The organism is Variovorax sp. GW821-FHT09B01 (genome assembly GCF_059418345.1).
Map to the genome: position 1 here is coordinate 1 of NZ_JBWKPQ010000014.1, position 23531 is coordinate 23531.

Genomic DNA, 23531 nt, shown 5'->3' on the forward strand with positions numbered 1-23531 from the left:
AGGGGGACGGTGAGTGCGAGGCGCTCGAGGATGAGGTCGAGCACGGGGGAGCTGTAGGCGTAGGAGTCGCCGAGGTCACCGGTGAGCAGGCCCGCGATCCAGTGCCAGTAGCGGGTCCAGGCGGGCTGGTCGAGGCCGAGCTTGGTGGCCAGGGCTGCGACGGCTTCGGGGGCGGCGTCCGGGCCCATGAGCATCTGCGCGGCGTTGCCGGGCAGGATCTCCAGGACCAGGAAGACGATGATGGAGGCGCCGATCAGCGTGCCGATCAGCGTGGCAAGGCGCTTGATTAGGAAGAGGCTCATCTCTGGGGGTTCATCGCTTTGCGTGGTGGTTCTTGTCCGGGGCGCGTGCACAGGACAGCGGGTGCTTCCCTCCGCGAATGTCCCCCGCCTTCGGCTCCTCCTTTATTTCGCTGCGGGAAGCACCCACTGCCCTGTGCACGGGAGGCGCAGCGGTGGTGCCGGCCGATCAACCGCTGCGCGTCTGGCGCACGTCGGCGGGGTACTCCCCGCAGCGAAATAAAGGAGGAGGCCGCAGGCCGGGGGACATTCGCGGAGGGGAGTACCCCGTCGGCGCGAGCCCGCCCCGATCCACGCACCCCATCCAAGGCACGATGAATCGGACAGCGGAAGCACAAGCTCATGCCGAGATGCACTCGGCGATCGCACGCCCCACGTCGACGGTGTTGGCGGTGCCACCCATGTCGCGGGTACGCGGACCCTCGCTGAGCACGGTCTCGATGGCCGAGAGCACGGCGGCCGAGGCTTCGGCGTAGACCGGGTTGTCGCCGCCGAGGTGGTCGAGCATCAGCGCGGCCGACCAGATCTGGCCGATGGGGTTGGCGATGCCCTTGCCCGCGATGTCGGGGGCCGAGCCGTGCACGGGTTCGAACAGCGAGGGGAACTTGCGCTCGGGGTTGAGGTTGCCCGAGGGCGCGATGCCGATGGTGCCGGTGCAGGCCGGGCCCAGGTCCGACAGGATGTCGCCGAACAGGTTGGAGGCCACCACCACGTCGAACCAGTCCGGGTGCTGCACGAAGTGCGCGCACAGGATGTCGATGTGGTACTTGCTCGTCGCCACGTCGGGGTAGCGCTTCGCGATCTCGGCCAGGCGCTCGTCCCAGTAGGGCATCGTGATCGAGATCCCGTTCGACTTGGTCGCGGCCACCAGGTTCTTGCGCTTGCGGCGGCTCGCCAGCTGGAATGCGTAGTCGATGATCCGGTCCACGCCCGTGCGCGTGAACACCGCTTCCTGGATCGCCATCTCGCGCGGCGTGCCCTCGAACAGGCGGCCGCCGACCGAGGTGTATTCGCCCTCGGTGTTCTCGCGCACCACCAGGAAGTCGATGTCGCCGGGCTGGCGGTGCGCCAGCGGGCCGGGCACGCCGGGCATCAGGCGCACCGGGCGCAGGTTCACGTACTGGTCGAACTCGCGGCGGATCTTGATCAACAGGCCCCACACCGCGATGTGGTCGGGCACCTTGTCGGGCGCGCCCACCGCGCCGAAGTAGATCGCGTCGTGGCCCTGGATCTTGTCGTCCCAGTCGGCCGGCATCATCAGGCCGGTGCGCACGTAGTGGTCCGAGCCCCAGTCGAAGTGGTCGAACGAGAAATCGATGCCGAAGCGGCGGCCCACGGCGTCCAGCACGCGAAGGCCCTCGGGCATCACCTCGACGCCGATGCCGTCGCCGGGAATGACGGCGATCCTGTGTTTTGCTTGCATTTGATCCAGTACCCGGTTGATGAGGGACGGCGCGGGGCGCCCGTCATGCGGGGCGTGCGCCTGCCGCGTCGGAGTCTAGGACTGGATCGGTGGGGCGGGATCGGGAATGGCACGTACGCCGGCTTGCCAATATTGGAAGGGGCTGCGGCGGGTCTTTCCAGGGTAATCGGCAAGGGATCGGGTGCGTTGCAGCGCTTGGCCTTCCAAAAATTAGAAGGATGGAGGCCGCATCGGCGCTCTCGGGACACGGGCGCGACACGCGCGCGTGCCAGCGCCACGCGCCCGTGCTCCCGCCGCGTGCCCACGCAAAAGCAGGCGCGTCGCGCGGCGCGGGTTCGGGAGGCGAGAGGGAAGCGGATCAGCCGGCTGCGACGGTGCAGCGGTCGCGTCGAACGCGAGGGGAACTGGGAGAAAGAGAGAGGCGGGGAGCGGGAGGGAGGGAAACGGAAAACGAAAAGGCGCGGAACCGTCGAATCTCAGTTGCTGCTGCTGCTGCTCTTGTCGAGCTCGGTGACTTGCAGCGACAGATCGAACAGCTTGGACTTGCTGGCGTAGTAGCGATCGAGGCGCCATTCCTTGAGGATGTCCATCGCCAGCTGGAAGCTCTTGTAGTCGAGGCTGTAGAGCGTGACGAGTTCGAAGCTGTGTTCGGATTCGAGGGCCAGCACGAGCTGGGCGAGGATCTTGGCCGATTCGTTGGCCGGGTCCGTTTCGATGAATCGGCGAGCGACCTTGATGGCATTCATGGGTGAAAAGTTTCTCGGTAAGGCAGGAGCCGAGAACTATAGCTAGCAGCCCCCAAGGCTTTTATGACAATTCCGTGACATTGCGGGGCATCGAATTGCAGGCCTGCAGAGCCTCGCCAAGAGGGAAAACACCCGGATTTCGGGGCTTCGGGGCGGTTTTTCGCATGAAAAAGGCGCCCCGAAGGGCGCCTCGTGGCGGATGCCGATGGCGATCAGCGGATCGGCTGCGGTGCCGGGTAGGGCATCGGCGCGGCCGGATAGGCGGCCGGCGGCACCATCACGGGCTCGGGCGCGCGCATCGCCGGGGCCACCGGGTACGGCGCGGGGGCCGGCATCACGACCGTGGTGACCGACTCGCGGATCACGCCGCCGCCCATCACGCTGCCGTCGACCGCGGCGCGGGTGTTGCCTTCGCCGCCGAGCACGCGGGCTTCGCAGTCGGCGCGGTCGCCCGGCGGTTGCAAGGCACAGCGCTGCAGCGCATTGCGGCGGTAGTCGGGCGCGGCGGTGAGGCCGCCGCGCGCCGCTTCCTGGCGCGCCGCGCCGGCTTCGCGGATACAGGCCGCGCGGTCCTGCTGGTTGTGGCCGCAGACGGCCAGTTCGCGTTCGTAGGTGGCTTCGCCGCGGCGCGATTGCGCGCTGGCGCTGCCGGCGCTGGCCAGGGCGCCGAGTGCCACGAGGGCGGCGATGGCGCCGCGGGTGAGGAGAAGACGCTGGTTCATGGTGGGCTCCTTGAGATCAGCCGATGAAGAGGACGAGGGATCAGCGCGCCGGTGCCGGCTGCGCGGGCAGCGGTGTCACGGTCTCGCGGATCACGCCGCCGCCCATCACGCTGCCTTCGGTGGTGGTGCGGCCGGCGCCCGCGCTGCCGCGGATGCGCGCTTCGCAGTCGGCGCGATCGGCGGCCGGTTGTTCGCGGCAGCGCGCGAGCGCATTGGCGTCGTAGCCGCCGGGGCCGGCGCTCGTGAGGCCGTTGCGGCCGGCTTCCTGGCGTGCCGCGCCGGCTTCTCGCAGGCAGGCCGCGCGGTCCTGCTGCACGCCGTCGCAGGTGGCGCGCTCCTTCTGCATGCGCGCCTCGGAACCGGGGGCCTGGGCCTGCGCGCCGAGCGCGACCAGGCCGGCCGCGAGCGCGAGGATGCGAAGGGAACGCAGTGGCCGCATCGGGCGGCGGGTCGGGATCGTTCCCGGGTGGACTGTTGGGGTCATCGTGCCTCCTGAAAGGACGCGACTTCCTCGAGAGCGAGGCAGTGCGCGACTGGAGGGCCAGTGTCCGGCCGCGCATGGCGCGCGGCCTGTGGGACGGCACAGACAGCGGACCCGGCGGGACGCGCCCCTGCGTGTGGGACGAATCCCGCAGCTGCGGGACCCGGCCCGTGGGCTCAGCCTTCGGCGATGCGCTTCGCGAGGTGAGCGAGCGCTTCGTCGACCTGGTCGACCAGGATCAGCGAGAGGTCGCCGGGCTGCAGCCGGGCCAGCGCGGCGTCGATGGCGATGAACTCGCCGCGGATCTCGTCGATCTGGCGCGTGCGGGTCGCGCCCTGCAGGCCCTGGCGCAGCAGGCCCATCACCTCGCCGTCGGCGCGGCCGCGCTGGGCCGCGTCCTGATAGAGGATCACGTCGTCGAAGGCCTGGCCCAGGATCGCGGTCTGGTCGCGGATGTCGGAATCGCGCCGGTCGCCCGCGCCGCTGATGACCACCGAGCGCTTCTTCGCGGGCATGGTGTCCACGGCCGAGACCAGCGCGCGCATGGCGTCGGTGTTGTGGCCGTAGTCGGCGATCACGGTGGCGCCGCGGTAGTCCATCACGTTGAAGCGGCCGGGCACGCCGGCGGCGTCGTTGAGGAAGCTCGCGAGGCCGCTGCGGATGGTGTCCCAGTCCAGGCCCACGGCCCAGGCCGCGGCCACGGCGGCCATCACGTTGTCGACCTGGAAGCCGATGCTGCCGCCGCGCGTGATCGGCACGTCGCGCAGCGAGATGCGTTCGCGCCACGAGCCCTCGGCCGCCACGACCGTGTCCTGGTCAACGTAGACGGTGCGCTTGCCCTGCGCGCGGTGCGTGGCCATCACCGGATGCTGGCGGTCGGCCGCGAAGAAGATCACCTCGCCCGGGCAGTTGGTGGCCATCGCGGCGACGTTGGGGTCGGCCGCGTTGAGCACGGCGTAGCCGCCGGGCGCCACGTTGCGCACCACCACGCGCTTGAGCACCGCGAGGTCCTCGACAGTGGTGATGTAGTTCAGGCCCAGGTGGTCGCCGCTGCCGATGTTGGTGACCACGGCCACCGAGCAGCGGTCGAAGCCCAGGCCCTCGCGCAGCACGCCGCCGCGCGCGACCTCGAACACGGCCGCGTCCACGTCGGGATGCAGCAGCACGTTGCGCGCGCTCTTCGGGCCGCTGCAGTCGCCGCTGTCGGTCTGGCGGCCGTCGACGTACACGCCGTCGGTGTTGGTCATGCCGGTGCGCAGGCCGCTGGAGGCGACGATGTGGTTGATCAGCCGCGTGGTGGTGGTCTTGCCATTGGTGCCGGTGACCGCGATCACCGGGATGCGGCCGTCGTCGCCATGGGCGAACAGCGCGTCGACCACCGCCTCGCCGACCGCGCGGCCGCGGCCGAACGAGGGCGAGATGTGCATGCGCAGGCCGGGCGCGGCATTGACCTCGACGATGCCGCCGTGCTGCTCCTCGAGCGGGCGCAGCACGCTCTCGCAGACCACGTCGACGCCGCAGATGTGCAGGCCGACCATCTGCGCCGCGTCGACCGCGCGCGCCGCCACCTCGGGATGCACGGTGTCGGTCACGTCGGTGGCGGTGCCGCCGGTCGAGAGGTTGGCGTTGTTGCGCAGCACCACGCGCTGGCCCAGCGCGGGCACGCTGTCGGGCGTGAGGCCTTGCGCCTCGAGCCGGCCGACGGCGATGTCGTCGAGGCGGATCTTGGTCAGCGAGGTGGCATGGCCCTCGCCGCGGCGCGGATCGAGGTTGACCGTGTCGACCAGCTGGCGCACGGTGGCGCTGCCGTCGCCGATCACGTGCGGCGGATCGCGCCGCGAGGCGGCCACCAGGCGGTCGCCCACCACCAGCAGGCGGAAGTCGAAGCCCGGCAGGAATTTCTCGACCATCACCTCGCCGTGGGCATCGGCGGCCGTGTAGGCCGCATCGAGCTGTTCGCGCGTCGTGATGTTGACGGTCACGCCCTTGCCCTGGTTGCCGTCCTGCGGCTTCACCACCACGGGCAGGCCGATCTCCTGCGCGGCGGCCCAGGCATCGTCCATGTCGGCCACCGGGCGGCCCAGCGGCACCGGCACGCCGGCGGCGTTGAGCAGCTGCTTGGTGAGTTCCTTGTCCTGCGCGATCGATTCGGCCACGCCGCTGGTGCTGTCGACCTCGGCGGCCTGGATGCGGCGCTGCTTCGAGCCCCAGCCGAACTGCACCAGGCTGCCGCTGGTGAGGCGGCGGTAGGGGATGCCGCGCGCCACGGCGGCGTCGACGATGGAGCCGGTGCTCGGGCCCAGGCGTTCTGACTCGTCGAGGTCGCGCAGCTCGGTGATGGCGGCGGTGGCGTCGAAGGCGGTGCCGTTCTGCGCCGCGGCGATCAGCGCCTCGGCCAGCTCGAGCGCGCGGCGGCCGACGGCCTCCTCGGTGTATTGCACGACCACCTGGTAGACGCCTTCTTCCAGCGTGGGCGAGGTGTGGCCGAAGTTGACCGCGCAGCCGGCCTGGGCCTGCAGCGCCACGGCCGCGTTCTCCAGCACGTGGGCCAGCGCCAGCGGCTGGCCCAGCACCATCGGGTGCAGCTCGCCGATGGTCGGGAAGGCCGCGCGCAGGCGGTCCTCGAAGCCGGCCAGCCGGCCGATGGCGTTCTCGTCGCCTTCGCAGGCAACGACCGCCTCGATGGCGGTGTGGCGGCTCCAGAGGTTGGGGCCGCGAAGGGCGCGGGTGCGGGTGACTTTCATGGGGCGGCGCGGTTCTTCTGGGGTATCGGCGGGTGCCCCGCGAGAACGCGGGGGACCGGATGGATCAAGCGAGCTGGAGTTGGGGCGAGGGCTGGCTCTGCGAGAGCTGCAGCGAGGCCAGTGCCGCCTGCAGGTCGGCTTCGAAGGCTTCGATGCCCGCGCCGATGAGGTTGAGCGGAATGCCCAGCGCCCAGGCCGCGGCCACGGCGGCCAGCAGGCTCTCGAGGCTGACGCCGGCATGGGTGGCGCGCCACACGGTGAGGCGGCCCAGGCCCGGCAGGAACGATTCGCTGGTGCCGTTGGCCAGCACCACGCGGTCCTGGCGGATCAGCACCGCCTTGCCGCCGGCGGCCTGGTGGGCCGTCAGCGACGCGGCCTGCGCGTCCACGCTGTAGAGGATCACGGCGCCGTCGCACAGCGGCGCCAGGCCGGCCACGCGTTCGTCGTCGGCGTTGAGCACCGCGGTGCCCTCGGGCAGCACCACGTCGACCTGGGTGCGCAGCACCTTGACCATGTGGTCGCTCTCGCGGATGTCGAAGTCGCCGAGCTGCTCGAAGCCGCCGAGGTCGGTCACGATGCCGACCTCGCAGCGGTCGTAGGGCAGGCCGTCCTGCAGGATGGTGCGCGCGCCGTTCTCGATCACCACGGCCTGCACCTGGCGGTTCATCAGCAGGCGGTGGCCGGCTTCCCAGTTGGCGCTGTCGCGCGCATCGACGCGGCGGCGCTCGAGGAACAGGCCGTCGCGGCAGGCCAGGCCGGTGTGGCGGCCGCCAAGGCCGACCAGCCAGGCCACCAGGCGGGCGATCACCGCGTTGTCGCGCGAACCGGCCACGCCCACCACGGGGATGCGGCCTTGCGAGTCGTCGGGGAACAGGTGGTCGCAGATCGCGCGGCCCACCGGGCGCGGCGAGCCGACGGCCGGCTTCAGGTGCATCAGCAGGCCGGGGCCGGCGTTCACCTCGACGATGGCGCCGCCCTGCGGGCCGAGCGGCTTGGAGATGTCCTCGCAGACCAGGTCGATGCCGGCGATGTCCAGGCCGACCACGCGCGCGGCCAGCTCGACCATGTGCGCGACCTCGGGATGGACGCTGTCGGTGCAGTCGATCGCGACGTTGCCGTTGCGCTGGATCAGCACGCGGCGGCCGGCTTCGGGCACCGATTCGGGCACCAGACCCTGGCGGCGCAGGTCCGACAGGATCGCGCCGTCGCGCGCGCCGAGGAACGACAGCGGGAAGTCCTCGGTGTCGCCGCGGCGCGGATCGCTGTTGATCTGCAGGTCGATGAGTTCGCTGCAGTCGGACTTGCCGTCGCCCGTGACCCAGACGGTCTCGCCGCGCGCGGCCGCCACCATGCGGCCGCCGACCACCAGCACGCGGTGTTCCTCGCCGCGGATGTAGCGCTCGACCAGCACTTCGCTGCCGTGGCGCTCGGCCACGGAGAAGGCGGCCTCGATGTCCTCGCGCTTGGTCAGGTCGAGGATCACGCCGCGGCCGTGGTTGCCGTCGGAGGGCTTGACCACCACCGGCACGCCCATCTCCTCGGCCACTTCCCAGGCCTCGGCCGGGCTGGCGACGGCATGGCCGCCGGGCACCGGGATGCCGCAGCCCGCGAGCAGCGACTTGGTCAGCACCTTGTCGCTGGCGATCGATTCGCCGATGGCGCTGGTGTAGTCGGTCTCGGCGGTCCAGATGCGCTGCTGGTTGGCGCCGTAGCCCATCTGGACCAGGTTGCCGCTGTTCAGGCGCATGTAGGGGATGTCGCGGTCGATCGCGGCATTCACGATCGCCTCGGTGCTCGGGCCGAGGTAGCAGTCGTCGACCTTCGACTTGATCGCCTCGATCGCGGCCTGCACGTCGGCCGGGCCGATGGGGTCGTCGTTGATCGCGGCCATCATGATGCGGTGGCCCTCGGCCAGCGCCACCCGCGCCACCTGCTCGTCACGCGAGCGGAACACCATGCGGTAGGTGCCCGAGACCGAGGTCTCGCGGGTCTGGCCGAAACCGGTGGCCATGCCGGCCAGGTTCAAGAGCTCGATCACCACGTGCTCGAGCACGTGGCCAGACCAGGTGCCTTCGCGCAGCCGCTGGATGAAGCCGCCGCGCTCGCCGACGCCGCAGTGGTGCTCGATCAGCGCCGGCAGCAGGGTCGTCAGCCGGTCGCCGAAGCCTTCGATCTTGTTGGAGGGGAATTCCTCGAGCCGGCCGAGGTCCAGCCAGACTTCGAGCACCGGGCGGTAGGTCCAGATGCTCGGGCCGCGCAAATAGTTGATGCGCAGCAGGCGAATGTCGTCGAAACGGGTCATGCAAACGTTCGATGTGCTTTGGCCGAGCACCGCGGCGCCTTCAAGCGCGCCCATGGCGATCGGTCAGAATCGGCGCCCCGCGAAGGGCGTCATGGCGCGGTCCCAGCGGGCCGCGACGGGCAAGAGTCAAAGAAACACAATGCAACATCACGATCCAGTCGGCACCCAGGAGGGCGAAAACGAAGCGGTTTCAGAGGCTCTGAAAAGCCGGCTCGCAGTCGCGGAAAACGTTCTGGCAACACTGTCGGTTGACCTCGATGAAGAACTTCGTTTCAGTTTTGGCCTGGTGGCGCTCACCGACCAGCGGCTGCTGGCGCTGGAGCCCGGCGGCAAAGGCGTCTGGCGTGAGTGGTCGCTCGCCGACCCGGCGCTGGCGCTGCAGCTGAGCGACCAGTCGGGGGTCGGCCTGCTCGACCTGGTGGGCGGCGAGGGCCGGCTGGCGCGCTGGCGCTACACCCTGGCCAGCCAGGTCGCCGCGTTGCGCCTGCTGCGGCTGTTCGGCCAGCGTGCCAGCCATGCCGGGGGTGTCGCGCGCGCGACACCCGAGGCCGAGGCCGACGAGGTCGACATCGAGCTCCAGACCCCGCCCTCGACCTGGGTGCTGCTGCGGCTGGGCCGCTTCGCCCGGCCCTACCGCAAGCAGCTGATCGCCGGCTTCTTCCTCACCGTGCTGTCCACGGCCGCCACCCTGGTGCCGCCGTACCTCACGATCCCGCTGATGGACGACATCCTGATCCCGTTCCAGAACGGGCAGAAGATCGATCCGATGCGCGTGGGCCTCTACCTGAGCGGCCTGCTCGGCGCGGCGCTGGTCGGCTGGGGCCTGGGCTGGGCGCGCACCTACCTGCTGGCGCTGGTGTCCGAGCGCATCGGCGCCGACCTGCGCACCACCACCTACGAGCACCTGCTGACCCTGCCGCTCGACTACTTCGGCGGCAAGCGCACCGGCGACCTGATGGCACGCATCGGCTCCGAAACCGACCGCATCAACGTCTTCCTGTCGCTGCATGCGCTCGATTTCGCCAACGACGTGCTGATGATCGTCATGACGGCGGCGATCCTGATCTCGATCAATCCGCTGCTGGCCGTGGTCACGCTGGTGCCGCTGCCCTTCATCGCCTGGATGATCCACGTGGTGCGCGACCGCCTGCGCACCGGCTTCGAGAAGATTGACCGCGTCTGGTCCGAGGTCACCAACGTGCTGGCCGACACCATTCCCGGCATCCGCGTGGTCAAGGCCTTCGCGCAGGAGCGCCGCGAGGCCGAGCGCTTCCGCGCCGCCAATGCCTACAACCTGCAGGTCAACGACAAGCTCAACCGCACCTGGTCGGTGTTCACGCCCACCGTGTCGCTGCTGACCGAGATCGGCCTGCTGGTGGTCTGGGGCTTCGGCATCTGGCAGGTGGCGCGCGGCAGCATCACGGTGGGCGTGCTGACCGCCTTCATCGCCTACATCGGCCGCTTCTACACGCGCATGGACTCGATGAGCCGCATCGTCTCGGTGACGCAGAAGGCCGCGGCCGGCGCCAAGCGCATCTTCGACATCCTCGACCACGTGAGCAACGTGCCCGAACCCGCGAACCCGGTGAAGGTGGAGCGGGTGCAGGGCGCGATCGCCATGCGCGGGCTGGGCTTCCGCTACGGCTCGCGCGCCGTCATCCACGACCTCGACCTGCGCATCGAGCCCGGCGAGATGATCGGCCTGGTGGGCCACAGCGGCTCGGGCAAGAGTACGCTGGTCAACCTGATCTGCCGCTTCTACGACGCCACCGAAGGCGCGATCGAGGTCGACGGCACCGACATCCGCCGCTTCGCCGTGGCCGACTACCGGCGCCACGTCGGGCTGGTGCTGCAGGAGCCCTTCCTGTTCTTCGGCACCATCGCGCAGAACATCGCCTACGGCAAGCCCGACGCCACGCGCGAGGAGATCGTGGCCGCGGCCCGCGCCGCCCATGCGCACGACTTCATCCTGCGCCTGCCGCACGGCTACGACTCGCTGGTGGGCGAGCGCGGCCAGGGCCTGTCGGGCGGCGAGCGCCAGCGCATCAGCATCGCGCGCGCGCTGCTGATCGACCCGCGCATCCTGATCCTCGACGAGGCCACCTCGGCGGTCGACACCGAGACCGAGAAGGAGATCCAGAAGGCGCTCGACAACCTCGTGCAGGGCCGCACCACGATCGCGATCGCGCACCGGCTCTCGACCCTGCGCAAGGCCGACCGCCTGGTGGTGATGGACCGCGGCGAGATCGTCGAGGTCGGCCCGCACGACGCACTCATGGCCAAGCAGGGCGCCTACTGGCGCCTCTACCAGGCGCAGCTGCGCCAGGGCGACGACGACGCCAGCGAAGGCGCGGCCAACGAGCGCGTGGGCGCGCAGGGCATCCCGGTGAGCCATGCGGCGCATCCGGCGGGAGACGCATGATGGAAACGACGACGATCACCCCGCCCGGCTTCGGGCTCGAGCGCGATGCCTTCGGCCGGCTGGTGCTGACCGATGCCCAGGGCCAGCGGCACGTGGGCGTCGCGCCGGTGCGGGCCTTTCCGCTCAGCGCGCCGGGCGAGGGCATCTCGCTGGTCGGCGGCGAGGGCCGCGAGCTGGTCTGGATCGACCGCGTCGATCAGCTGCCGCCCGCGGCGCGCGCGCTGCTCGAGGAAGAACTCGCGGTGCGCGACTTCGCGCCCACGCTGCTCAAGCTGCATGCCGTGTCGAGCTTCGGCGTGCCCAGCACCTGGACCGTGAGCACCGACCGCGGCGACACCCGCTTCGTGCTCAAGGCCGAGGAGGACATCCGCCGGCTCGAGCACGGCGCGCTGCTGATCGCGAGCGCGCACGGGGTGCAGTTCCGCATCGCCGACCTGAAGGCGCTCGACCGCGCGTCGCGCAAGTTGCTCGAGCGTTTTCTCTAGGTCAGCGAGAGCCCATCCAGCGCAGCGCCGCCCCGCCCGCCGTCGCCGCCACGCCGCTCGCGAAGGTGCCCCAGGCCATGTCGAGCAGCGACAGGCCCAGCGGCCAGCCCTTCATGATCGAGAGGTTGGTGAGGTCGTAGGTGGCGTAGGCGAACAGGCCGAGCAGGGCGCCCAGCAGCGCGGTGCGCGCGAGGCTCGCGGCCTCGGCGCCGGGCAGCACCGCGAAGAACACCAGGCCCACCGGGTACAGCAGGTAGAACAGCGCCGCGAAGCCCAGCTTCGGCTCGGAGGCCATCAGGTGGCCCAGCCCCTGCTGGTAGAGGTTCTTGGCGATCACGCCGAGCCAGAGCGAATCGATCAGCGCCATCACCAGGAAGGTGGCGGCCCAGGCGGCGAGGTGTTTGGTGGTCATGGCGGCGGTGCGGATGGGTGGGGTGTCGCGGCCATCGTAGCGAGGCCCGGGGGCCGCGGGTAGCGCCGGCGGCGCGGGCTGCGAAAATCGCGCGTTCGGACTACAGCTCCGTCGTTCCCGCGCACCGATGCGCCTTGCCATCCATTCCTCGAGCCCACCATGCCCCTGCACACCACCGCCCTCGTCCTGTTCTCCGGCGGGCAGGACTCCACCACCTGCCTGGCCGACGCCCTCTCGAAGTACCAGCGCGTCGAGACCCTGGGCTTCGACTACGGCCAGCGCCACCGCGTCGAGCTCGACGTGCGCGCCGGCATCCTGGCCTCGCTGCGCGCGCGCTTTCCCGACTGGGCGCCGCGCCTGGGCCAGGACCACGTGCTCACGCTGGCGGCACTGGCGCAGCTCGGCGGCTCCTCGCTGACCGAGGAGGTCGCCTTCGAGATGCAGGCCGACGGCCTGCCCAACACCTTCGTGCCGGGACGCAACCTGCTGTTCCTCACGCTGGCCGGCGCGCTGGCCTACCGGCGCGGGCTGCAGGTGATCGTCACCGGCGTCTGCGAGACCGACTTCTCGGGCTACCCCGACTGCCGCGACGACACCATGAAGGCGATGCAGCTCGCGCTGTCGCTGGGGCTGGAGCGCCGGCTGGTGATCGACACGCCGCTGATGTGGATCGACAAGGCCGAGACCTGGCAGCTCGCGCACCGCCTCGGCGGCCAGCCGCTGGTCGACCTGATCGTGGAGGAGACCCACACCTGCTACCTGGGCGATCGCACGCACCGGCAGGCCTGGGGGTACGGATGCGGCGAGTGCCCGGCCTGCGAGCTGCGCGCCCGGGGCTGGGCGCGCTATGCCGAGCCGGCCGAACCCGGCACCACCTCCACGCGGTAGCGCGCGGGCGCGCCCTCGGCCTCGGGGACCAGCGTCCAGCGCTGGGTGTGGAACTCGCCGACCGCGGCGCGGTGCGCGATCGAGACCATCGCGCCGCCTTTCTCGCGCACCATCCCGGCCAGCCGCTGGTAGAGCGTGCGCTCGGCCGGCGCGTCGAGCGCGCTGCTGATCTCGTCGGCGAAGATCCAGCGCGGCTTCTTGAGCAGCACGCGCGCGATCGCGAGCCGCTGCTGCTCGCCGCCCGAGAGCTTCTGGCCCCAGGCGTCGCTGTCGTCGAGGCGCGCCACGAGGTCGGGCAGCAGCGCATCGGCCAGGGCCTGGCGCAACTGGTCGTCGCTGAAATCCGTCGATGGGTTGGGATAGGTCAGGGCATCGCGCAGCTTGCCGTCGGGCACGTAGGGACGCTGGGGCATGAAGGCCACGTCCTCGGGCACCTCGAGCCGGCCCTTCGAGAACGGCCAGATGCCCGCGAAGGCGCGGAACAGCGTCGACTTGCCGCTGCCCGAGGGGCCTTGCACCAGCACGCTGTCGCCGGGCTGCACCGACAGGGCGGCGCCGCTGAGCAGCGGCGTGCCGTTGGGCAGCGCGACCGACAGGTCCTGCGTGCTCAGCGCCGCGGCCGGCGCGCGCTCCAGCGTTTCGGGGCGCGCGGCATGCGCGGTCATGCCCTCGTCGAAGCTCGAGAGGCGGTCCGCGGTGGCGCGCCAGACGGCCAGGCTGTCGTAGTTGTCGACGAACCAGCTCAGCGACTCCTGCACCTTGCCGAAGGCCGAGCCGATCTGCATCAGGTGGCCGAGCTGGAAGGCGCCGCCGAAGTACTGCTGCCCCGCGACCAGGAACGGGAAGATCACGGCCGCCTGGCCGAAGAAGGAGGTGAAGGTGACGAGGTTCTTCTGCTGCTTGATCAGCAGCAGATAGTTGCGCAGCACGTTGCCGAAGCGCGTGTCGAGCTGGGCGCGCTCGACCTTCTCGCCGTGGTCCAGCGCCACCGCTTCGCTGTATTCGCGCACGCGCATCAGGTGGTGCCGGAAGTCGGCCTCGTAGCGCTGCTGGCGGAAGTTGATCCCGATCAGCGGGCGGCCGATGAAGTGGGTGATCGCGGTGCCGACGATGGAATAGGCGAGCGCGATCCAGACCATCGCGCCCACCACCTGGTAGGTGGTGCCGCTGAAGGTGAACGAGAAGTTGCCCGACAGGCCCCAGAGCAGGCCGATGAAGCTCATCAGCGTGACGACCGCGTTCAGCAGGCCCATCGACAGCGACATGGTGGCGCTGGTGAACATCTGCACGTCTTCCTGGATCCGCTGGTCAGGGTTGTCGGGCGCCTGGCCTTCCTTGCCGGCGTAGCGCGCCAGCTCGAGGTGGTAGAAGGTCCGGTCGGCCATCCAGCGCGACATGTATTCGCGCGTCATCCAGGTGCGCCAGCGCAGCTGCAGCAGCTGCGTCACGTAGAACTTGAGCACCTGCACCGCGATGTTGAAGAAGGCGATCCAGCCGAACACGCCGACCTCGCGCCAGAAGCTCGCCGCATCCTTGTTCTGCAGCGCATCGTAGAAGCGCCCATACCACTGGTTGCCGAGCACCGCCACGTACACGTAGCCCAGGTTGAGCGCGACGATGGTCGCGAACATGAGCCGCGCCTTCCATTTCTCGTCGGACCGGAAGTAGGGCGCCGCGAGCTTGAAGACGCGGCGCAGCACCTGCAGGAAGGTCTGGGCGCGTTCGTTGACGGTGGGGGACATGCTGGCTTTCCTCGCTGGCGCGGGCGCGCCGGTCATCGTGAGGAGGCCATAGTAGACAAATGTTTCTTAAACCGGGCTGAAACATGCCGGTACGGCATGCGACCGGCCTGCGCCGCCCTCAGTAGGTATCCAGCATCACGCGCGCCGCGGTCGCCAGGAAATGCGAGAGCGGCGGCGTCTTCAGGTCTTCGACCTTCGCTTCCTCGTCCCACAGCCGCAGCCGGATCGCATCGCCTGACCACGGATGGTCGGCGAAGCGCCGCGCGGCCGCGTCGTTCATCGGCCCGCCCTGCAGTTGCAGGCTGCGCACCGAATCGGGCGAGAGCCGCGCGAAGTAGTCGGGCCGGGTCGCGCAGAGGTAGCGCTTGGCATCCACGTGCAGCCGGATCGGTTCGCGCACCTCGAGGCCGAAGGCGCCGCGCAGCAGCGGCAGCGCGATGTACTGGTGGCGGTCGTCGATGCCGAGCTCGGTCGGCGAGCGCTCGAGCGTCTGGTGCTCGGTGATCAGCATGTGGCCCAGGTCGTGCAGCAGCGCGGCCGTGACCAGTGCGTCGCCGGCCCCGGCCTGCTCGGCCAGCCAGGCGCATTGCAGCGCATGCTCGGCCTGCGACACCGGCTCGCCCGCATAGGCGACGCCGCCGCGTTCGGAAAAAAGGCGGGCGATCTCGGCGAGGTCGAGTGTCATTGTTCTGAAACGAAGCGCGGGCGACAGCACACCGAAGTTCGCGGATCTCGATGACAAGGCCGTGACCGCCCGTGCGAGCCCGGTCGCGGGAAGGGTTTTGGCATGCCTCAACGCATGCGTTTGACAAATCCCTGTCACACGCCGCTGCCAGCATCGCCGCGTCCACGGCAGGCCTGCGCCACCGTGTTGCGTTTTCGTTTTTCTCCCGTTTTTCGCTCCAATTCTTTCCCGAGGGATCTCACCATGCTGCGTCGTTGTCTTCGCTGGGCCGCCGTGCCCGCCCTGCTTTCGCTGGCCTTCGCCGCCACCGCCCAGGGCCGCACCGAGCTGCTGGTCTACACCGCGCTCGAAGCCGACCAGGTGCAGGCCTACAAGGCCGCGTTCGAGAAGGAGAACCCGAGCATCGAGCTGAAGTTCGTGCGCGACTCCACCGGCATCGTCACCGCCAAGCTGCTGGCCGAGAAGGCCAACCCGCAGGCCGACGTGGTGTGGGGCCTGGCCGCCACCTCGCTGATGCTGCTCGACAAGGAAGGCATGCTGCAGCCCTACGCGCCCAAGGGCCTCGACGCGGTGAAGCCCACCATGCGCGATCCGGCCAATCCGCCCAAGTGGGTGGGCATGGACGTGTGGTCCTCGGCCATCTGCTTCAACACCGCCGAAGCGACCAAGAAGAACCTGCCCAAGCCCACGAGCTGGGCCGATCTGACGAACCCGGTCTACAAGGGCCAGATCACGATGCCCAACCCGGCCGCCTCGGGCACCGGCTACCTGATGGTCTCGGGATGGATCCAGATGATGGGCGAGGACAAGGCCTGGAAGTACATGGACGCGCTGCACCAGAACATCGGCATCTACAGCCAGTCGGGCAGCAAGCCCTGCCGCCAGGCCGGCGCTGGCGAGTTCGCGCTCGGCATGTCCTTCGAATACCGCGCCAACAAGACCAAGCGCGACGGCGCGCCGATCGACATCGTGCTGCCCAAGGAAGGCCTGGGCTGGGACATGGAAGCCACCGGCATCATCAAGACCAGCAAGAAGCAGGACGCCGCCAAGGCACTGGCCGACTGGGCCGTGACGAAGCAGGCCAACGAGCTCTATGCGAAGAACTTCGCGGTGCTGGCGCTGCCGGGCATCCAGGAAAAACTGGAATTCGTGCCGGGCGACGTGGAGAAGCTGCTGGCCAAGAACGACTTCACCTGGGCCGCCGCGAACCGCGACCGCATCCTGGCCGAGTGGTCCAAGCGCTACGAATCGAAGTCCGAGAAGAAGCCGATGTGAGGGGCTGACGGCTCTTCGCATTCCTCTTTCCTTTTTTCTTCTTCTCTTCCAGCAGGCAGCCGCGCATGACGACGAGCTTTCTTTCCCTCCGCGGCATCGGCAAGTCCTTCGGCGCGACGCGCGTGCTCGACGGCATCGACCTCGACATCGAACCGGGCGAGTTCGTTTGCCTGCTCGGCCCCTCGGGCTGCGGCAAGACGACCTTGCTGCGCATCGTCTGCGGCATCGAGCGCGCGGACCACGGGCAGATCCTGCTCGGCGGCCAGGACATCGCGGGCCTGCCGCCGGCGGCGCGCGGCTTCGGGGTGGTGTTCCAGTCGTATGCGCTGTTCCCCAACCTGACGGCGGCGCAGAACATCGCCTACGGCCTGCATCCGACGGGCGCGCTGGCGCGCGAGATGGCCAAGCGTTCGCGCGAGATGCTCGACCTGGTGGGCCTGGCGGCGCATGCCGACAAGTACCCGGTACAACTCTCGGGCGGCCAGCAGCAGCGCGTGGCGCTGGCCCGCGCGCTCGCGCCCAATCCGCGCCTGCTGCTGCTCGACGAGCCGCTGTCGGCGCTCGACGCGCAGGTGCGCGCCAGCCTGCGCACCGAGATCCGCGCGCTGCAGAAGCGCCTGGGCATCGTCACCATCATGGTCACGCACGACCAGGAAGAGGCACTCTCGATGGCCGACCGCGTGGTGCTGATGCACGACGGCCGCATCGAGCAGGCCGGCACGCCCGACGAGCTCTACCGCCAGCCGCGCACGCGTTTCGTGGCGGGCTTCGTCGGCCGCATGAACATGCTGCCGGCCACGGTGCTGGCCGACGGCAAGGTGCGCGTGCGCGACGCCGAGCTGTTCTGCGCCCCCGGCAACCTCAGCGTGGGTTCGCAGGCCACCGTGGGCATCCGTCCCGAGCACGTGGTGGTGAAGCGCTTCGGTGCCGAGCTCGGCGCCAACAGCTTCGCGGCGCGCCTGCTCGACACCGAGTTCTTCGGCAACCGCACCGCCGCGCGCCTGGCCTGCGAGCCGCTGGGCATCGAGATCGAGGCCGAGCTGCCGGCCGATGCGCAAGGCCATGGCGGCGAGCCGCTGGTGCCTAGCAGCATGGTGCATATCCAGTTGCCCTTGCATGCGTTGTCGGTGCTGGCGCATTGAATGACGCCTTGCGCTCTGGCTCTCGATAGGGTCCGCTCGGGGCGGACTCACGCCGACGGGGTACTCCCCTCCGCGAATGTCCCCCGCCCTTCGGGCTCCTCCTTTATTTCGCTGCGGGGAGTACCCCATCGACGTGAGCCTGGGACGCGGCGGCTGAATCGGCCGGCACCACTGCAGCGCCTCCGTGCACAGGGCAGTGGGTGCTTCCCGCAGCGAAATAAAGGAGGAGCCGAAGGCGGGGGACATTCGCGGAGGGAAGTACCCGCTGTCCTGTGCACGCGCCCCGGACAATCAAAATGAGCAGCACCCAAGAAGCCATTGCAGTAATCCCCGCAGCGCCGATACGCGCCAACGCCGTAGACCGCGAACGCTGGCTCACCGGCGCCGCAGTACTGCTCGTCGTCGCATTGCTGCTGGTCATCGTCGCCTTCCCGGTCAGCGCACTCGTGGGCCAGAGCTTCTTCGACCGCGAGGGCGGCTTCGTGGGCCTGGCCAACTTCGCGCGCTACCTCGACAACCCCGCCCTGGTCCAGTCCGCCTTCAACAGCCTCTGGCTGGCCGCGATCAGCGCCGTGATCTGCACCGCCATCGCCTACGTCTACGCGTATGGCCTCACGCTCTCGTGCATGCCGGCCAAGGGCGTGCTGCGCGCCGTTGCGCTGATACCGTTGCTCGCGCCCTCGCTGCTGCCCGCCATCAGCCTGGTCTACCTGTTCGGCAACCAGGGCCTGTTCAAGGGCCTGCTCGGTGGGGCGTCCATCTACGGTCCGCTGGGCATCGTGCTGGGCTCGGTGTTCTGGACCCTGCCGCATGCGCTGCTGATCCTCACCACCGCGATGGCGACCTCCGACGGCCGCCTCTACGAAGCCGCGCAGACGCTCGGTGCTTCGCGCTGGCGCATGTTCCGCACCGTCACCTTGCCGTCCACGCGCTACGGGCTGATCGTGGCCGCGATGGTGGTGTTCGTGCTGGTGATCACCGACTTCGGCGTGCCCAAGGTGGTGGGCGGCCAGACCGGCGTGCTCGCGACCGACATCTACAAGCAGGTGGTCGGGCAGCAGAACTTCCAGATGGGCGCGGTGGTGGGCTTCGTGCTGCTGATCCCGGCCGTGCTGTCCTTCCTGGTCGAACGCCATGTGCGTCGCAAGCAGGCCGCGGCGCTGTCGGCGCGCGCCACGCCCTACCAGCCCGAGCCCGTGCGCACGCGCGACCGCGCGCTGCTCGTGTTCTGCGCGCTCACGGCTTGCGCCATCCTCGTGATGATCGGCATGGCCGTGTTCGCCTCGCTCGCCACCTACTGGCCCTACCAGCTCGCGCCCTCGCTGAAGAACTACGACTTCAGCAACATGGACGGCGGCGGCTGGGGCAGCTACTTCAACTCGCTGCGGCTCGCGGTCTGCGCCGCCGTGGCGGGCGCGCTCCTCACCTTCGTGTCGGCCTACCTGGTCGAGAAGCCGCGCCACTTCGGCCTGCTGCGCGAACTGCTGAACCTGCTGGCCAACCTGCCGCTCGCGGTGCCGGGCCTGGTGCTCGGCGTGGGCTACATCTTCTTCTTCATCTCGCCCTCGAACCCGCTGCGCGCCATCTACGGCAGCATGACCATCCTCGTGGTCTGCACCGTGGCCCACTTCTTCTCGGTCGCGCACCTCACCTCGCTGACCGCGTTGCGCCAGCTCGACCGCGAGTACGAGCTGGTCTCCGAATCGATGGGCATCCCGTTCTGGCGCACCCTGTGGCGCGTGCACCTGCCGGTCGCGCTGCCCACGGTGCTCAACGTCGGCGGCTATTTCTTCGTCAACGCGATGACCACCGTCTCGGCCGTCGTGTTCCTCTATTCGCCGCAGACCACGCTGGCCGCCATCGCCGTGCTCAACATGGACGATGCCGGCGACGTGGCGCCCGCCGCGGCCATGGCCTCGCTGATCATGCTCACGGCCGCCGCCGGCCGCGGCCTGTTCGCGCTGGCCGGCCACTGGGCGCTCGCGCGCACCCAAGCCTGGAGACACCGTTGACCGCCGCTCCCAACTCTTCCTCCTTCGACGTCATCGTCGTCGGCGCCGGCATCGTCGGCCTCGCGCACGCCTACACCGCCGCCAGGCGCGGCCTGCGGGTCTGCGTGGTCGAACGCGACGCCGCCTGCATCGGCGCCTCGATCCGCAACTTCGGCTTCATCACCGTGACCGGCCAGGCGCCGGGCGACAGCTGGCGCCGCGCCATGCATTCGCGCGACGTGTGGCAGGAGATCGCGCCGCAGGCCGACATCGACATCGTGCATCGCCACCTGTGGCTCGCGGCCTACCGGCCCGAGGCGCATGCGGTGCTCGAGGCCTTCATGCGCACGCCCATGGGCGAGGCCTGCCAGCTCATCGACGCCGCCGAGGCCCAGGCCAAGGCGCCCGCGCTGCACCTGGCCGAGGCGCGTTCGGTGCTGTTCAGCCCGCACGAGCTGCGCGTGGAATCGCGCACCGCGATCGCCCGGCTCGCCACCTGGCTGGCGCGCGCGCACGGCGTGAGCTTCCGCTTCGGCGAGGCGGTGCTCGAAGTGCAGACGCCGCGCGTGCGCACCTCGCGCGGCGAGCTGCATGCCGAGCGCGTGGTGGTCTGCACCAACAGCGAACTGCATGGCCTGTTCGCCGATCGCATCGCGGCCCACGACCTCACCCTGTGCCGGCTGCAGATGCTGCGCGTGCAGCCCGAGGCCGGCTTCCGGCTGCCGGGCGCGGTGATGATGGACCTGAGCCTGGTGCGCTACGAGGGCTACAGCACGCTGCCCGAGGCGGCCGCGCTGCGCGAGCGCCTGCAGCAGGAAGAGGCCGCTTCGCTCGCGCACGGCATCCACCTGATCGTGGTGCAGAGCGCCGACGGCTCGCTGGTGGTCGGCGATTCGCACCACTACGCCGCCGCGCCCGAGCCCTTCGCGCTGGAGGAGGTCGACCGCCTGATCCTGCGCCACCTGCGCAGCACGCTCGACCTCGAGAGCGCGCAGATCATCGAGCGCTGGAACGGCGTCTATCCCTCCTCGAAGACCACGCCCTGCGTGATCGACGCGCCCGACGACGCGACCCGCGTGGTGCTGGTCACCAGCGGCACCGGCGCCAGCACCGGCTTCGGCATCGCGCACGACGTGTTCGCCGGCTGGTGACATCCCATTTCTCCTGAACCAAACTTCGCCATGTCCGATCTGCATTCCCCGAAACTCCAGGCCGTCGTCTTCGACTGGGCCGGCACCATCCTCGACTTCGGCTCCTGCGCGCCCATGGGCGCCTTCGTGAAGCTGTTCGAGCAGTTCGGCATCGAGATCACCATCGCCGAGGCGCGCGGCCCGATGGGCATGGCCAAGTGGGACCACATCAAGGCGCTGGGCTCGCAGCCGCGCATCGCCGCGCAGTGGGAGGCGAAGCATGGCCATGCCTTCAACGATGCCGACGTCGACCGGCTCTACGAGGTGTTCACGCCGATGAATGCCGCGAGCGCGCGCGACCATGCCGACTTCATCCCGGGCGCGCTCGACGCCGTGGCCGCCGCGCGTGCGCGCGGCCTGAAGATCGGCTCGACCACCGGCTACAACCGCCCGATCATGGAGGTGGTCACGGCCATCGCCGCGCAGGGCGGCTATGTGCCCGACAACCTCGTGTGCGCGGGCGACCTCGCGGCCGGCCGGCCTTCGCCGTTGATGATGTACCGCTGCTTCGCCGACCTCGGCGTGTGGCCGGCCCACGCCGTGGTGAAGGTCGACGACACCGGCGTGGGCCTCGAGGAAGGCCTGAACGCCGGCACCTGGGCCGTGGGCCTCGCGGTCAGCGGCAACGTGATGGGGCTGACCCTGGCCGAATGGCAGGCGCTCGGCGCCGACGAGCAGCAGGCACGCCGCGAGCAGGCCACCGAGCAGCTGAAGGCGGCCGGCGCCCACTATGTGATCGACAGCGTGGCCGAGCTCATGCCGGTGCTCGACGACATCGAGCGCCGCCTCGCGGCCGGCGAGCGGCCCGCGCGCTGAGTTTTTTTTTTCTCCCTCCCCCGCTGGGGGAGGGCCGGGGTGGGGGGCACGCAGCCTCCGCACGATGCGCCGCTTGCCCCCATCCCCACCTTCCCCCAGAGGGGGAAGGAGCAAGACGACATCCCAATCGGCGCAGCGTCCGACTTGACCGCACCCCCAGCGGTCCTAGCATGCCTCGCATGCGACACCTCCTCCTCGCACTCTGCTGCTGCCTCGGCCTGATGGCCGCCGGCTGCGACGACAAGCCCAGGCCGGGCGGTCCGATGCCCAAGGCCTCGGCCGCGCAGCCGCTCGTCGCGCCGTCGCTGACCTGACGCGCACCGGCGCATGGCGGCGCCGCCGACGCGCGGCGCGGGGCGCTCGTGCGCCGGCGCGGCTTGCCTTGTATGCTCGACCTCGCCGTCTTCCCGACGGACGCATGCAAGACAAGAAAGAGAACGATGACGGAGACGCTCGCCGCACGCCACCCCTCCCACCAGCCCGATTCGCGCTACGCCATGGTGCGGCTCGGCCTCACGCTGCTGATCATGACCGTCGGCAGCAGCGGCATGTACGTGGTGTCGGTGATGCTGCCCTCGGTGCAGGCCGAGTTCGGCATCGACCGCGCGCAGGCCTCGCTGCCCTACACGCTGCTGATGCTGGGCTTCGGCATCGGCGGCGTTCTCATGGGCAAGCTGGCCGACCGCTTCGGCATGATGTGGCCGCTGCTCGGCGGCGCGGTCTGCCTCGGGCTCGGCTACGTCGCCTCGGGCCTCGCGGGCGGCATCGTCTCCTTCACCATCGCCCAGACCCTGCTGGTCGGCCTGCTCGGCAGCTCGGTGGCCTTCGCGCCGCTGGTGGCCGACACCTCGCTGTGGTTCGTCAAGCGGCGCGGCATCGCGGTGGCGATCTGCGCCAGCGGCAACTACGTGGCGGGCGCGGTGTGGCCGCCGATCGTGCAGCACTTCATCGAGACCGTGGGCTGGCGCCAGACCTACATCGGCATGGGCCTGTTCTGCAGCGTCACGATGGTGGCGCTGGCCTTCTTCTTCCGCGCGCGTGCGCCGGCCGCGGTGGCCACGCCGCCCGTGGCGGGCCCCGGTGGCGCCGCGGTGCGCAACCTCGCGCGGCCCTTCGGCTTCAGCGCCGGCACGGCGCAGGGCCTGCTGTGCGTGGCGGGCGTGGCCTGCTGCGTGGCGATGGCGATGCCGCAGGTGCACATCGTGGCCTACTGCAGCGACCTCGGCTTCGGCGCCGCGCGCGGCGCGCAGATGCTCTCGCTGATGCTGGCCTTCGGCGTGGTGAGTCGGCTGGTGTCGGGCGCCATCTGCGACCGCATCGGCGGGCTGCGCACGCTGCTGCTCGGCGGCGCGCTGCAGTGCGTGGCGCTGCTGCTGTTCCTGCCCTTCGACGGGCTGGTGCCGCTGTACGTGGTGTCGGCGCTGTTCGGCCTGTTCCAGGGCGGCATCGTGCCCTCGTACGCGATCATCGTGCGCGAGCACTTCCCGGCCTCCGAGGCGGGCGCGCGCGTGGGCACGGTGCTGATGTTCACGCTGTTCGGCATGGCGCTCGGCGGCTGGATGTCGGGCAAGGTGTTCGACCTCACGGGCAGCTACCACGCGGCCTTCCTCAACGGGATCGCCTGGAACCTCGTCAACGTCTCGATCGCGGCCTTCCTGCTCTACCGCGTCATGGGGCGCGGCCGCCGCGTCGCGCCGGCCTGAGCCAGCGCCCGGGCGGCTGGAGGCGGCAGAGTATATTCAAGCCACAATCCCACCGAGCCGACC

General features: G+C 70.0%; 19 protein-coding genes and 1 pseudogene. 10 read left to right on the forward strand and 10 right to left on the reverse strand.

Annotation, left to right across the window (positions count from 1 at the left end):
- The 7 genes and pseudogenes from AC07RV_RS29725 to AC07RV_RS29755 all read right to left on the reverse strand — a co-directional run.
- Positions 1 to 302 (reverse strand): annotated as a pseudogene (locus AC07RV_RS29725) (ABC transporter permease); the annotation flags it as partial.
- A 337-nt stretch (positions 303 to 639) separates the two neighbouring features.
- Positions 640 to 1722, reverse strand: a complete 1083-nt coding sequence (locus AC07RV_RS29730) for a tartrate dehydrogenase (RefSeq protein ID WP_093355354.1) — start codon at positions 1720 to 1722, stop codon at positions 640 to 642.
- Between the two features lie 476 nt (positions 1723 to 2198).
- Complete coding sequence (locus tag AC07RV_RS29735) at positions 2199 to 2468, reverse strand: hypothetical protein (RefSeq protein WP_093355358.1); 270 nt, start codon at positions 2466 to 2468, stop codon at positions 2199 to 2201.
- A gap of 212 nt (positions 2469 to 2680) precedes the next feature.
- A complete protein-coding gene (locus tag AC07RV_RS29740) occupies positions 2681 to 3190 on the reverse strand; it encodes a hypothetical protein (RefSeq protein ID WP_296780589.1) in 510 nt (169 codons plus the stop codon).
- A gap of 40 nt (positions 3191 to 3230) precedes the next feature.
- Positions 3231 to 3629 (reverse strand): hypothetical protein, encoded by a 399-nt coding sequence (locus tag AC07RV_RS29745; protein WP_093355364.1) that lies wholly within the window; start codon positions 3627 to 3629, stop codon positions 3231 to 3233.
- A gap of 218 nt (positions 3630 to 3847) precedes the next feature.
- Positions 3848 to 6415 carry a cyanophycin synthetase gene (gene cphA / locus AC07RV_RS29750; RefSeq protein WP_296780592.1) on the reverse strand — a complete coding sequence of 856 codons (2568 nt, stop codon included), beginning with the start codon at positions 6413 to 6415 and terminating at the stop codon, positions 3848 to 3850.
- A gap of 64 nt (positions 6416 to 6479) precedes the next feature.
- Entirely contained in the window at positions 6480 to 8717 is a 2238-nt protein-coding gene (locus AC07RV_RS29755; RefSeq protein ID WP_296780594.1) for a cyanophycin synthetase, read from the reverse strand.
- Positions 8718 to 8856: 139 nt separating this feature from the next.
- On the opposite strand from AC07RV_RS29755, the gene AC07RV_RS29760 reads away from it, so the two are divergent.
- Both AC07RV_RS29760 and AC07RV_RS29765 read left to right on the forward strand, forming a co-directional pair.
- Positions 8857 to 11139 carry a cyanophycin metabolism-associated ABC transporter gene (locus AC07RV_RS29760; RefSeq protein WP_296780596.1) on the forward strand — a complete coding sequence of 761 codons (2283 nt, stop codon included), beginning with the start codon at positions 8857 to 8859 and terminating at the stop codon, positions 11137 to 11139.
- Positions 11139 to 11624 (forward strand): cyanophycin metabolism-associated DUF1854 family protein, encoded by a 486-nt coding sequence (locus AC07RV_RS29765; RefSeq protein ID WP_093355377.1) that lies wholly within the window; start codon positions 11139 to 11141, stop codon positions 11622 to 11624. Before AC07RV_RS29760 ends, AC07RV_RS29765 begins: the two co-directional genes overlap by 1 nt.
- 1 nt (position 11625) lies before the next feature.
- On the opposite strand, the gene AC07RV_RS29770 is transcribed toward AC07RV_RS29765, so the two are convergent.
- The gene (locus AC07RV_RS29770) at positions 11626 to 12036 is read right to left on the reverse strand and encodes a DUF2177 family protein (protein WP_296780600.1); all 411 of its coding nucleotides are present in this window, start codon (positions 12034 to 12036) and stop codon (positions 11626 to 11628) included.
- Between the two features lie 159 nt (positions 12037 to 12195).
- Between AC07RV_RS29770 and queC the strand changes: the two genes are divergently transcribed.
- On the forward strand, positions 12196 to 12924 hold the full coding sequence (gene queC / locus AC07RV_RS29775; protein WP_296780602.1) for a 7-cyano-7-deazaguanine synthase QueC: 729 nt from the start codon (positions 12196 to 12198) through the stop codon (positions 12922 to 12924).
- On the opposite strand, the gene AC07RV_RS29780 is transcribed toward queC, so the two are convergent.
- Together AC07RV_RS29780 and AC07RV_RS29785 are read right to left on the reverse strand one after the other, a co-directional pair.
- Positions 12882 to 14666, reverse strand: coding sequence for an ABC transporter ATP-binding protein/permease (locus tag AC07RV_RS29780; protein ID WP_296780604.1), 1785 nt, complete (start codon positions 14664 to 14666; stop codon positions 12882 to 12884). The genes queC and AC07RV_RS29780 overlap by 43 nt on opposite strands.
- A 118-nt stretch (positions 14667 to 14784) precedes the next feature.
- Positions 14785 to 15351 (reverse strand): phosphonate degradation HD-domain oxygenase, encoded by a 567-nt coding sequence (locus AC07RV_RS29785; RefSeq protein ID WP_296780607.1) that lies wholly within the window; start codon positions 15349 to 15351, stop codon positions 14785 to 14787.
- A 243-nt stretch (positions 15352 to 15594) separates the two neighbouring features.
- Here AC07RV_RS29785 and AC07RV_RS29790 point away from each other — a divergent pair, with 243 nt between their 5' ends.
- The 7 genes from AC07RV_RS29790 to AC07RV_RS29820 all read left to right on the forward strand — a co-directional run bounded on the left by AC07RV_RS29790 (position 15595) and on the right by AC07RV_RS29820 (position 23468).
- On the forward strand, positions 15595 to 16626 hold the full coding sequence (locus AC07RV_RS29790) for a putative 2-aminoethylphosphonate ABC transporter substrate-binding protein (protein WP_208512515.1): 1032 nt from the start codon (positions 15595 to 15597) through the stop codon (positions 16624 to 16626).
- 65 nt (positions 16627 to 16691) lie between these two features.
- The gene (locus tag AC07RV_RS29795) at positions 16692 to 17768 is read left to right on the forward strand and encodes an ABC transporter ATP-binding protein (protein ID WP_093355393.1); all 1077 of its coding nucleotides are present in this window, start codon (positions 16692 to 16694) and stop codon (positions 17766 to 17768) included.
- Between the two features lie 296 nt (positions 17769 to 18064).
- On the forward strand, positions 18065 to 19780 hold the full coding sequence (locus AC07RV_RS29800; RefSeq protein ID WP_296780614.1) for a putative 2-aminoethylphosphonate ABC transporter permease subunit: 1716 nt from the start codon (positions 18065 to 18067) through the stop codon (positions 19778 to 19780).
- A complete protein-coding gene (locus AC07RV_RS29805) occupies positions 19777 to 20910 on the forward strand; it encodes a TIGR03364 family FAD-dependent oxidoreductase (RefSeq protein ID WP_296780616.1) in 1134 nt (377 codons plus the stop codon). Before AC07RV_RS29800 ends, AC07RV_RS29805 begins: the two co-directional genes overlap by 4 nt.
- 30 nt (positions 20911 to 20940) lie before the next feature.
- The gene (gene phnX / locus AC07RV_RS29810) at positions 20941 to 21765 is read left to right on the forward strand and encodes a phosphonoacetaldehyde hydrolase (protein ID WP_296780619.1); all 825 of its coding nucleotides are present in this window, start codon (positions 20941 to 20943) and stop codon (positions 21763 to 21765) included.
- A 179-nt stretch (positions 21766 to 21944) separates the two neighbouring features.
- Complete coding sequence (locus tag AC07RV_RS29815) at positions 21945 to 22079, forward strand: hypothetical protein (protein WP_296780622.1); 135 nt, start codon at positions 21945 to 21947, stop codon at positions 22077 to 22079.
- A gap of 126 nt (positions 22080 to 22205) precedes the next feature.
- Entirely contained in the window at positions 22206 to 23468 is a 1263-nt protein-coding gene (locus tag AC07RV_RS29820; RefSeq protein ID WP_208512520.1) for an MFS transporter, read from the forward strand.
- The last annotated feature ends 63 nt before the right edge of the window (positions 23469 to 23531 follow it).